This window comes from Dyadobacter sp. AC419 (assembly GCF_979253085.1).
Genome location: NZ_CEEDCD010000012.1, coordinates 209,764 through 222,025 on the forward strand (window position 1 = coordinate 209,764; position 12,262 = coordinate 222,025).

At 45.1% G+C, this 12,262-nt stretch carries 6 protein-coding genes and 1 tRNA gene; 4 read left to right on the top strand and 3 right to left on the bottom strand.

Annotated elements, in window-relative coordinates; translation table 11 throughout:
* Positions 1 to 71: 71 nt before the first annotated feature.
* Both AC0IYG_RS06240 and AC0IYG_RS06245 read right to left on the bottom strand, forming a co-directional pair.
* Positions 72 to 4,166: a T9SS type A sorting domain-containing protein gene (locus AC0IYG_RS06240; RefSeq protein ID WP_471710220.1), complete on the bottom strand. Its 4,095-nt coding sequence runs from the start codon at positions 4,164 to 4,166 to the stop codon at positions 72 to 74.
* Positions 4,132 to 5,106 (bottom strand): hypothetical protein, encoded by a 975-nt coding sequence (locus AC0IYG_RS06245; protein ID WP_471710221.1) that lies wholly within the window; start codon positions 5,104 to 5,106, stop codon positions 4,132 to 4,134. Before AC0IYG_RS06245 ends, AC0IYG_RS06240 begins: the two co-directional genes overlap by 35 nt.
* Before the next feature lie 693 nt (positions 5,107 to 5,799).
* Between AC0IYG_RS06245 and AC0IYG_RS06250 the strand changes: the two genes are divergently transcribed.
* Positions 5,800 to 5,872 (top strand) — tRNA-Lys (locus AC0IYG_RS06250).
* A 304-nt stretch (positions 5,873 to 6,176) separates the two neighbouring features.
* Here AC0IYG_RS06250 and AC0IYG_RS06255 read toward each other — a convergent pair.
* Positions 6,177 to 8,705, bottom strand: a complete 2,529-nt coding sequence (locus tag AC0IYG_RS06255; protein WP_471710222.1) for a VWA domain-containing protein — start codon at positions 8,703 to 8,705, stop codon at positions 6,177 to 6,179.
* Between the two features lie 153 nt (positions 8,706 to 8,858).
* Here AC0IYG_RS06255 and AC0IYG_RS06260 point away from each other — a divergent pair, with 153 nt between their 5' ends.
* The 3 genes from AC0IYG_RS06260 to AC0IYG_RS06270 all read left to right on the top strand — a co-directional run bounded on the left by AC0IYG_RS06260 (position 8,859) and on the right by AC0IYG_RS06270 (position 12,152).
* Complete coding sequence (locus AC0IYG_RS06260) at positions 8,859 to 9,866, top strand: aldo/keto reductase (RefSeq protein WP_471710223.1); 1,008 nt, start codon at positions 8,859 to 8,861, stop codon at positions 9,864 to 9,866.
* A 48-nt stretch (positions 9,867 to 9,914) separates the two neighbouring features.
* Positions 9,915 to 10,823 (top strand): helix-turn-helix domain-containing protein, encoded by a 909-nt coding sequence (locus AC0IYG_RS06265; RefSeq protein WP_471710224.1) that lies wholly within the window; start codon positions 9,915 to 9,917, stop codon positions 10,821 to 10,823.
* A 99-nt stretch (positions 10,824 to 10,922) separates the two neighbouring features.
* Positions 10,923 to 12,152 carry a GDSL-type esterase/lipase family protein gene (locus AC0IYG_RS06270; RefSeq protein WP_471710225.1) on the top strand — a complete coding sequence of 410 codons (1,230 nt, stop codon included), beginning with the start codon at positions 10,923 to 10,925 and terminating at the stop codon, positions 12,150 to 12,152.
* Positions 12,153 to 12,262 lie beyond the last annotated feature (110 nt).

Genomic DNA, 12,262 nt, shown 5'->3' on the forward strand with positions numbered 1-12,262 from the left:
TATGGGTTGTTATAAGAGGTTCATAAGAAAGGCTGCGACATTGCTGCCACAGCCTTCCTTACGCCTTGTTTTTAGTTAGATTTAAAGAATCTCAGGTTCGTTTCCTGAACCCCAGAAGTAATCTTGATAAAATAATGGCCGTTGGCTAAACCAGATACATTAAGCGCGACTTTGTTGAGTCCCTGTTTAATTGTTGGCTGGACTGCATTTACTTTCACGCCACTGATATTAAATGTTTCCAGTTTTCCTTGTCCGGCGATTTTCGAATAAAACTCTACGTTCACGAAATCTTTCGCAGGGTTCGGGGAAACTGTGACATTGTTGATCGTTTCGTAACGGGCATTGACAATTTCACTTTTTGAGTAAGTGCCGTTTTTATCGATCACATTCAGCTGGTAGTGATTAACTCCCGAAAGTGGGGTTTTATCAACAAACCTGTATTCGCCAAATTGCTGGTCAGACGATCCGATGTTACCAATTACCGACGCAGTTTTCAAGCTGCTATTGAAACGCACAACCTCAAACTCACTTCCGTCTTTTTGCTCGGAAGCAGTCCAGGCTAATTCAACTCCTTCGTTTGCAGGAACAGCTGCAAATCTCGCAACAGGAGCTGGCATCAGGCCGATTTGGAAGCTCAACGTCTGCACCTCAGACCGGCAGGCGCCACCCTCAATTGCAAGTGTATAAGCTCCCTGTGCAAGTGCCGCGTAAGTAATTGTTGGGCGATCACTTGTCAATTCAACACGCGCTGAACGGATTACAGTAGTGCCTTGAAGAATTTTCCAATCAATGCTGGCAACATTCTCTCCGTGGAAGTTGAATGTAAGCTCGGTTGGTTTTGCATCAATGATGGTCTTCAACAGTGGTCCAAACTGACATGTAGGACGGCTGTCTGTTGAAGTGACAGTAAAGTTAGAAGCGCTGACAACCGACGTGCAACTGCCACCTTCAATTTCAAGCGAGTAGGTTCCCGCTGCAATGGATTCGAATGTAATGTTAACAATGGCCGAAGTCAAAGCAGGAGTTCTGCCGGAACGCACAACCGTCGCACCTGATTTTACTCTCCAAGTAATGTTAGAAACGCCGTTTCCGTCAAATTGGAAGCGCAAACCCGTTTGCGATACATTCGTTACGGATAGAAGCGTCGGGCCAGCCAAGCAGTTTACGTTGGTAACATTGAATGTAGACGTGCTGACAGAAGAAACGCAGTCGCCGCCTTCAATTTCCAAAGTATAAGCGCCAACAACCAATGCTCCAAATGTGATCGAAGCAGAGTTCGATGACAATGTTCCTGTTTTGCCGTTTGCAACAGTTGTAGAACCTTGCTTAATTCTCCATGTTAATGTTGAAACACCTGAACCGTTGAAGTCAACTGTCAATCCAGTTGCAGAAACATTCTTAACGCTTGTTATAGCCGGTCCGCTAGTGCAATTCGGCACTGCGGTTGTGAAGCTTTTTGAGCTAACTGTTGAAATACAATCGCCGCCCTCAATTTCCAGCGTGTAAGCTCCCGGTGCAATGGATGCAAACGTAATGTTAACAATTGCAGAGGTCAATGCAGGCGTTTTGCCAGAGCGAACAACCGTTGCACCTGATTTTACTCTCCAGGTGACGTTAGGAACACCATTTCCATCAAATTGGAAGCGCAAGCCGGTTTGGGAAACGTTTGTAACTGAAACGATCGTAGGACCAGAAAGGCAGTTTGCGTTGGTAACATTGAATGTAGAACTGCTAACCGAAGAAACGCAATCGCCGCCTTCAATTTCCAAAGTATAAGCGCCCACAACCAATGTCCCGAATGTGATCGAAGCAGAGTTCGATGACAATGTTCCCGTTTTGCCGTTTGCAACAGTTGCAGAACCTTGTTTGATTCTCCAAGTCAATGTAGAAACGCCAGATCCGTTGAAGTCAACTGTCAATCCAGTTGCAGAAACATTTTTAACACTTGTTATAGCCGGTCCGCTTGTGCAATTCGGAACTGCGGTTGTGAAGCTTTTTGAGGTAATTGTTGAAATACAATCGCCACCTTCAATTTCCAACGTGTAACCTCCCGGTGCAATGGATTCGAATGTAATGTTAACAAAGGCCGAAGTCAATCCAGGCGTTTTGCCAGAACGAACAACCGTAGCGCCTGATTTTACTCTCCAGGTAATGTTAGGAACACCGTTTCCATGGAATTGAAAACGTAAGCCAGTTTGCGATACATTGCTTACAGCTAATAATGTTGGTCCCTCGGGGCAGCTTGCATTGGTAACATTGAATGTAGAACTGCTAACCGAAGAAACACAATCACCACCTTCAATTTCCAAAGTATAAGCACCCACAACCAATGTTCCGAATGTGATCGAAGCCGAATTGGATGACAATGTTCCAGTTTTGCCGTTCGCTATTGTGGCAGAACCTTGTTTGATTCTCCAAGTCAATGTTGAAACGCCAGAGCCGTTAAAGTCAACTGTCAATCCAGTTGCAGAAACATTCTTAACGCCTGAAATGGTCGGTCCGCTTGTGCAATTCGGCACTGCTGTTGTGAAGCTTTTTGAGCTAACTGTTGAAATACAGTCACCACCTTCAATTTCCAATGTATAACCTCCCGGTGCGATCGACTCAAAGGAGATGTTAACGATTGCCGAAGTCAATGCAGGCGTCTTGCCAGAGCGAACAACCGTAGCACCTGATTTTACTCTCCAAGTAATGTTAGGAACACCGTTTCCGTCAAATTGGAAGCGCAAGCCAGTTTGTGAAACATTGGTTACCGAAACAATCGTTGGGCCAGAAAGGCAGTTTGCATTGGTAACATTGAATGTAGAACTGCTAACCGAAGAAACACAATCACCACCTTCAATTTCCAAAGTATATGCGCCAACAACCAATGTGCCGAACGAGATGGATGCAGAGTTAGAGCTTAAAGCGCCGGTTTTGCCATTGGCAACTGTGGTGCTGCCTTGTTTTACTCTCCAAGTTAATGTTGAAACGCCTGATCCGTTGAAGTCAACAGTTAAACCCGTTGCAGAAACATTTTTAACGCTTGAAATGGTCGGTCCGCTTGTGCAATTTGGAACAGCTGTTGTAAAGCTTTTTGAGCTAACTGTTGAAATACAATCTCCGCCTTCAATTTCCAATGTGTAACCTCCCGGTGCGATCGACTCAAAGGAGATGTTAACAATGGCCGAAGTCAGAGCAGGGGTTTTGCCAGAGCGAACAACCGTAGCACCAGATTTTACTCTCCAAGTAATGTTAGGAACGCCGTTTCCGTCAAATTGGAAGCGCAGACCAGTTTGTGAAACGTTTGTTACGAATAACAATATCGGACCGGCAGGGCAATTAGCATTGGTAACATTGAATGTAGAAGTGCTGGTTGAAGAAACACAATCACCACCTTCAATTTCCAAGGTATAAGCGCCTACAACCAAGGTTCCGAATGTGATCGAAGCAGAGTTAGAGCTCAAAGCTCCAGTTTTACCATTCGCAACCGTTGTGCCGCCTTGTTTGACCCGCCAGGTCAATGTTGAAACGCCAGATCCGTTGAAGTCAACTGTTAAACCCGTTGCAGAAACGTTTTTGATGCTCGAAATGGTTGGGCCACCGGGGCAGTTGGTCTGCTGGGTTGCAAAAGTTTTTGAGCTAACTGTTGAAATACAATCGCCACCTTCGATTTCCAAAGTGTAAGTTCCGCCAGGCAATTGGGCAAATGAGATGTCGACCAGTGAAGATGTTAGTCCAGGCGTTTTGCCGGAACGAACAATGTTGCCGCCCGATTTTACTCTCCATGTGATGTTAGGAACACCGTTTCCGTCAAATTGAAAACGCAGGCCGGTTGAGGTGATGTTGGAAATGTTGCCAAGTGTCGGTCCGCCAGGGCAAGTTCCCGGGATAATGCTGAAATTAGAAGTGCTCACCGAAGAAGAACAGTCGCCGCCTTCGATTTCAAGTGCGTAAGAACCAACTGCTAAAAGTCCGAATGAAATGTTAGCAGAATTTGAATTCAGATTTGCTGTTTTTCCATTGGCAACCACGTTACCGTTCAGTTTTATACGCCATGTCAAGTTAGGAACGCCTGAACCGTTGAAGTCAACAGTAAGGCCGGTAGGAGAAACGTTGCGGACATTTGAAATGCTTGGTCCGCCAGGGCAGTTAGGCTGCGAAACGGAGAATGTTTTTGAGCTCACCGAAGAAGGCGCAGTCGCCGCCTTCGATCTCCAATGTGTAATTGCCAGCTGATAATGTAGAGTAAGAAATGTCTACATCTGAGCCACCCAAGTTTCCTGTTTTACCAGACCGAACCACGGTTGAGCCGGATTTGATCCGCCAGTCGATGTTGGGAACACCGCTGCCTGTAAAGCCAAAACGCAATCCTGTTTGTGAAATGTTGCTGATATTTCCCAGGGTAGGACCGCCCGGGCAATTTGGCTCGGCATCGACTACCGAATCAGGGTTTTTAGGAAGTTCATTCCAGAAACAGCTCTGAACTTCGTAATAACTCAGGTTGAAACCCATGTTAGGGTTCATGAAGCTTCCGAACTCACCCTCAATGGTTTGACGGATCAAACCCATTGAAATCGCATCTCTGCTGTATGTGTTCGTTTCGCGGTGAAAATTCACGCGCAGCAAGCCGTCTTTAATGATCGCATATTGGAAAGTCCGCACGCCGTCACCGCCCATGTAAGTTCCCAGCTGCAATCCGTCGGTGATGGGTTTGCCATTACAAGGGATCATATTGCCTTGCTGGCGTCCCAGATAGTTATTGCCCATGGTGCTTGGGTCAATAGAATTCACGCATTTGTTAACAATGTAGTTTCCTTCGGTATTATTAGGAAACCTGTTGTTATCCATGTGCAAGAGGATGGCTGTATTATCAAACGCCTCAAATTTCCGGCTCTGGTCGGGGTTGCCATCCCAGCGGATGTAGATCCTGTTTTGGTTGATAATTGTGTAAACCGGTCTGCCGCCAACGTTTCCGAGCAACTCGTCATGGGTCCAGGTCCTTCCACCGCAGTTCACCTGCGTCGCTACAGCAAACTGATTCTTTTGCAACTCGTCATCCGGGGTCGCTGCCACCATAAGGCCGAGCAACCCGCACGCATACACTAGCTTCTGTAAAAATTTCATCAATGTTGATCAGGTAAAAATGTTGAAGAATTAAATTATATGGGTTGTTAAATTGAATGATGCAAAACTTTGAAAAGAGAATTGTTTTGTTTTCTGATCATAGGGGCGAACCCTGGGCTGAAACTTAGAAACGGAGGATGCAACTCTTTGAGAAAGAGGTAGAAATAGTTAACTCAAATATATTTTATCACAAATCGAATATGTTTGTAGAATATTAATTGTTCGAAATGTAGTAATAATTTATTTAGTTCCAAGAGTGCGGCTTAAAAAAACACAAAAACCTTAATATCCAGGTAATCTAGCAGTTACTTGCTGTGTAGACGAAGTTCATTCAAGATTATAAATGCAACCGAAAGAATAATTTTCTTAAAGCGCGAATGTCTTCCAAGAAGCATCAGATGAAAATTTTTTTGCCAATGCATTTGTCTTGAAAAACAGAATGTTAGCGTATAGGCACTGAAAAAGGCGTGAAAAACTTTTCGCCACGATTTGGAAGCGGACTTTTAAAGTGTACCTTTGCACCACTGATTGAGGAACAGGGCAGCGGAAAAATTAGCAGAAAATTAACAATAGGATTCCGTAGCTCAGCTGGTAGAGCAATACACCGCGCGGCGTCCGCTTTTAATGTATGGGTCCTGGGCCTTTTACATCAAAGCAAAAACTGAGGTTGAACAGTCAAAAATCACCAAATAGGATTCCGTAGCTCAGCTGGTAGAGCAATACACTTTTAATGTATGGGTCCTGGGTTCGAATCCCAGCGGGATCACTTGAAGAAATAACAAAAAGCATCAAAAGCCTGCAAATCAACAGATTAGCAGGCTTTTTTCTTTTCGGGTTATGCCAAAATATTCAATTTTCCACAAATTTTTGGTGCGTAATTCGGTGAGTTCACGGATCGGCAATTGCTACTAACCAGAAAACGGCAAATTTGGACACGTGTGAAAGGCAAAACCCATCTAACGCGCATTGCTTCTCTTCCCTTGCGCTTCTAAGATCAATTGCAGATCTGCGGTTTCTTCTGTGAAGTGGGCGTAGGTGCCTTGGCCTAGGTCGGTTAGTTTTTTGAGCTTTTAGCCGGTGTGGGCGTGGCGGCCGAATGTGAAAATGGTGAGGAAAAGGTCTTGAAGGGCGTTTTGTTCGATCATTTGCGTCACTTCCTGGCTCACCGGAAATTCGCCGTCGGTGGCGAGAATGATGCGGTTGTTGCCCCCACGTATAAATTGCTTATTGGCTGTTTTATAAGCCAGACGGAGTCCTTCGTTGCCGTCCGTGTCACCGTCTGATTGTAATAGATCGATCATCCGGGCGATTTCTGCTGATTTAGCTCCTGACGTTGGTTTGAGCACGACGCGGGCTTTGCCGGAATATAAAACAATCGCAATCTTATCTTCCGGGCGGAGGAGCGTTAGCATCGATTTGATGGAGCGTTTTAAAAGCGGCATCTTCAAAGGTGAGTTCATAGACGACGAAACGTCGAGCAAAAGAACCATATTATTGGCCGCAAATCCTTCCAGGGAACGGGTAACTGGTTGACCTTCAACTGGGTGTTTCACTGAAATACTAGCAACCGGCACATTGCGAACGGAATCTTTTTCCACTGGTTTCGGCGCCGTCGGCTTGCTGGTCTTAGCGGGTGATAATTTCCGCAAAACGAACAGATCCGGCTGATTAACCGCTTTCAGCAACCCGTCTTTGGCCAGTTCGACAAATTTGTTGTATTGATAAACCAGCTCATTGTTATAAAAATAGTAGAACGACTCAAAAGGATGCCGCACCGAACCTTCATCAGCTCGTTTTAACTGCTTGCTCATGGTTGCAAACCGCGCTGTGTTCGTCGCCAAATCCTCATACGGTGAGTAGGGGCAAAGTCCATTGCTTCGGCCATAGCGCTGCAATCCTTTAAGATTAGTGTATTCATCTGCAATTAGTTGCGTTGAATTTGCTGCAATTGCTTCGGTCGCGGGAACATTTTCGGTTTCTGATTTCAAATAACTTTTGACACCAAACAGAACTTCCCGGTCGTCGTCCATTGCTTTTTGTAAAACTTGGCCTGCAACAATCCATGAACTCGCGGGGTTGGCGCTGGGGAAACTGTCGTAAACCCGTCGCAGATCATTGTAAAGTTGTTCTTTCTTCTTATCAAATGTGTCAAAAAGCGTCAGATAGCGATCCAGAATTTCGTCCGAGCGCTTCAAATGATCGGTCAGATATTGCTTTTCGGAAGTGTAATGAATCAACTGAATGCTTAGCCCGTCCATTTCCTTTAACATGTTCATCAAAACTTCGGTCTGACTGTTAATGGACGCACGGTAAGGCACTGGAACGGAAGCACTTGCATTCAAAAGCAGTGTGTATGCAGCTGACGGAGGCTGGAATTTTTCATGTGAATAACTCAGTCCGGCACGCGACTCAGCCTTTGCAGGATCGCGGTAAGATTCGGCGGACGATTGATAATTTCGCAATGTTAATTGCAACAAATGCATTTGACGCAACGACTCATTGATGAATTCAATATAATCATTCAGCGTCCGGATTGTGGCCGGAGATGCAGGTGAAGCGGCTTTTTTAACAGTAAATGATTGCAGCGGCTTATCTTCGAACGGTTGCGTGAGCGATGTTTGTTTTGCTTTACCAATGATCGCTGTTTTGGTAAAAATCGGACTGAAAGCCGGATAGTAAAGCAGGCGCTTCTGCGGTTGGCTGTAATCTACAAATGACTTGTAAAATGCCAGTAAGTCCTGATCAAAGTGGTTCATCAGGGAAATGTAAGCCTCATTTCCATGCTCGGCCGATTGCTTTGCTGTGAATGTATAACCGTCGATGATCCTCTTTTTCACTTCTTGCAATGAGGAAAGTGACGACTTAAATGCGAGAAACGCATCGGAGGCCGGATATTGCAACTTGGCGTGTGTGCTTCCAAGTGTTTTGAGCAACATTTCATCGGCCAGCATGCTGTTTTGAACTGCCTCAATGGGCCATTCAAGGCGGCTTTCTTCATTGATAAGATAAGGAAGAGAGTCCATTAAAAGGCGCTGGTTCAGGATGGCTTGCTCGATTTCTTTTTCTGCAAACAGATAAGGATCTGATCCGCTATAAGGCTGATGGCGGCGGTAAATCTGTTGAATGTGCTTGTAGAAAATGTCTTTTTCCTGGCTATATCGCGGAAACAATGCTTGAATCGCTTCCACCTGCGCATCCGATTTTTGAAAGTTATCGCTTTCATACGCTTGTAGATGCACATGCGTTTCGAGCTGCTTGCATGCCAGATCCAGGTCGTTGAGCAGCTGCCAGACTGTATTTGCAGCAACATTAAGCTGTTCCCTTTCTGTCGCACTAAGGCCTTTTGCAGCCAACGCAGTTTTGAAATAATATCCTTCTAACGGGCCGGAAGATGGCAGCCGGGGCTCATTGATGGGTTTTTTACGATATTGATTTACATCCGACTGATATTTCACGACCATATGGAAACGGCTGATAAACTGCTCGGAAGTCTTGTCCAGAAATACAATGTAATGGTTAAGCGACTGCTGCGGGGCTTCTTTTTGGGCGAAAGACGAGCGCGCTATAATAAAGAAAAGGAGGAGAAAACGTAATCTCATATTGATTGGTGTTGTGTATAGGTTTTGGGCGAATGTCGGAATTTTGATGCAAAATTGCTGCGCCTGCTTTTGGATACAACCTTCCCTGATTTGGATACAGCCATCTTTTTATTCAACGGTAGTTTTGCATAGTAAATAAACAGAAGAAAAAAGATGAGCATTAAACAATTTAAGTTAGGAAGTCAGGGCCTTACGGTGCCGAATATAGGATTGGGTTGCATGGGCATGACGCAGATTGCCGGCGCCGACATTTATGGCAAAGCAGACGAATCGCAAGCGATCAAAACCATTCACCGTTCGATGGAATTGGGTGGAAACTTTCTGGATACAGCCGACCTTTACGGACCATTGCTGAACGAAAGGCTGATCGCCAAAGCCATTAAAGGAAATCGCGACAGTTACATTATCGCGACAAAATTTGGTTTTGAAATCGATGACAATGAGCAGCTTACCTGGAAATTCAATGGCAAGCCTGATTACGTTAGAAAGTCCGTTGAACGTTCCCTGAAAAATTTAGGGACGGATTACATTGACCTGTATTATTTGCACCGTCTGGATCCGGAAGTTCCGATTGAAGAAACGGTTGGCGCGATGGCTGATCTCGTAAAAGAAGGAAAAGTGGGCTATCTGGGATTGTCAGAAGTTTCTTCACAAACGCTTATTAAAGCAAACGCTACGCACCCGATCAGTGCATTGCAAACGGAATATTCACTATTCGAAAGAACCGTTGAGGAAGCTGGGATTCTGGATACATTAAAGGAGCTGGGCGTTGGTTTTGTTGCTTATTCGCCACTTGGAAGAGGTTTTATTTCTGGCGAAAGGATCACAAGTCCGGATGATTTTCCTGAAAATGATTTCCGCAGAAGCATTCCCCGCTTCCAGGGCGAGCAATTTTACAAAAACCTGGAACTTGCGGACGCGATTGAAGCCTTGGCATCGGAAAAGAATGTAACTTCATCACAACTTGCGCTTGCCTGGATCATTGCGAAAGGACATTTGCCGATCCCGGGAACCAAGCGTGTTAAATACGTGGAGGAGAACATTGCGGCTGTAAATGTTGTATTAACAGAAGCAGAAATAGCAAATCTGGAAAGCATTGTGCCTTTGGGTGTTACCGGCGCTCGTTATGACGAAGCTGGCATGGGCTGGATTGACAAGTGATTTATAACGGAGAGTCGTTGGTGCAACGGCTCTCTTTTTCCTGATGATATGAAAAAGAAAAACGCTCCGGTTGTGATCGACTCCATCAGTGAGTTGCACCGCTTGCATGGCATTACAGAAGTGGAGCATCCGCTGGTTAGTGTGGTCCGGTTTGATGATATTTTTTATTCGCCAACCGATTACAGCGACGGCTGCATCCTTAATTTTTATGTGATCGCCGTTAAGCGGGATTTTACGGGAAAAGTGCGTTACGGGCAGCATTATTATGATTTTGATGAAGGCGTTTTGTCTTTCATCGCGCCCGGGCAGATTTGCTACGAAGAAGTTGGAGACAGGCCTGCAACAGGTTTTATGCTGCTCTTTCATCCCGATTTCCTGATGGGACATCCGCTGGCAACTGAGATCAAAAACTACAAATTCTTCTCCTATGCGGTGAATGAGGCACTTTATTTGTCCAAAAAAGAAGAAAACACCATTTACGGCGTCCTCGAAAACATTGAACAGGAATATAAATCCAACATTGATAATTTCAGTCAGCGCGTGATTATTTCACAAATAGAAGTGCTGCTCAACTACGCGGACCGCTTTTATCACAGACAATTTCTTACTCGCAAAGCGGCTAGTAATGATCTGCTTGTCAAACTTGAAGGATTACTTGAAGACCATTTCAACAATAACCTTAACCTCGCGCTTCCGACGGTGAAAGATGTTGCGCTAAAACTGAACGTTTCACCCGATTATCTGAGTGATATGCTGCGCACGCATACGGGTCAAAATACACAGCAACACATTCATAATAAGCTTATTGAGAAAGCAAAAGGCGTGCTGAGCACAACCAATATGAGCATTGCAGAAATCGCATATCAGCTCGGGTTTGAACATCCGCAGTCTTTTAACAAAATCTTCAAACGCAAAACGAACCTTTCCCCACTGGAATTCAGACAGTCATTCAACTAGTTAATGCCACGTCTGCATTTATTTATGACAACCAACGGTTAACTTATCTCGGGATCTTCCTTTATACAATGTTGCAAGGCAATACTAAACCCAACATGCATGAGAAAGACCAGAGTAACGGCCGTTTTGGGCTACATTTTATTTCTATTCAGTACATTACCAATCTCTTCTGCCACAGCGCAAGGCCCAGCTCCCGGGCCATTTCAACTCAAAGACGGCGATCGCGTCGTTTATCTTGGCAATTCTATTTTTGAAAACGATTTCCAATTCGGTTATCTCGAACTGGCACTTACCACACGTTTTGCTGATAAAGGAGTCACATTCAGAAACTTAGGCTGGACTGGCGATAATGTCTGGGGTGAAGGCCGCAGCACTTATACGAATCCGCCGACTCCCTACGAACATTTGATGGAAGACATCACCAAAACGCAGCCTACGGTTGTTTTTCTGGCATATGGAGGCGTGGAAGCCCAGGATGGTCAGGCAGGAATCGCTCATTTTAAAGAAGGGCTGAACAAGTTGCTTGATAAGATTGACGAGCTGGGTGCAAAGTCCATTTTGCTTTCAACGATCCCAGTTGTTTCCAGCGACACCGCACAGCGCATCGACCAGCGCAATGCGGATCTTGTGCTTTATTCCAAAGCGATTTCGGAAGTGTCGGCTCAGCGGAACAAGCAGTTTATCGACATTTACAATCCTATTTTAAATACAAGCAAGAAGGAGGAAATCATCGAAAATACAGTCCATTTGAACGAATTGGGCTATTATCATCTGGCAATGACGCTGGAAAAAGCACTTGGTCTTGAAGTGGCCAAGGCATCAACCGCAGTCACCATTGGCAAGGATAAATCAGATGTTTCGAATGGTCGCGCATTGCAATCGGATAATGAGGCGGTGCTTGCCAAATTTGCTGTCGATAATAAATATCTTCCGTTGCCAGCTCCTAAATCGGCCAATTCAGTCGCTGACGACGCGCGTGTTATTCGCGTTACCGGGCTAAAAAAGGGCAATTATGTTCTAATTTCAGAGAATAATCTGGTGGCTGCTGCTTCGGCGAAGGATTGGGAAAATGGCGTTGCCATCAAGCAAGGGCCGCAATTTTCTCAGGTTGCTGAAATTCGGAATATGATTTTAAAAAAGAATGAGCTTCACTTTTTCCAATACAGGCCATTAAACCAGACCTACATTGTCGGTTTTCGTAGATATGAGCAGGGGCGTCACGTGAAAGGTCTTGAAGATCAGAACATTCTCATCAAATTCCTCGAAGGCCAGATCATCATCAACAGCGAGCCAAAAGAAGTGGTGTATGAGCTGCGGAAGATGGATTGATCCGGCCATCGGCACTCAGTGAACGGCAATCAAATAAATGGTTCTGAAAAGGAATATCAAAAATTAACTCTAACCGGCTAATGCTATTGAATGCCGATAGCCGACCGCCG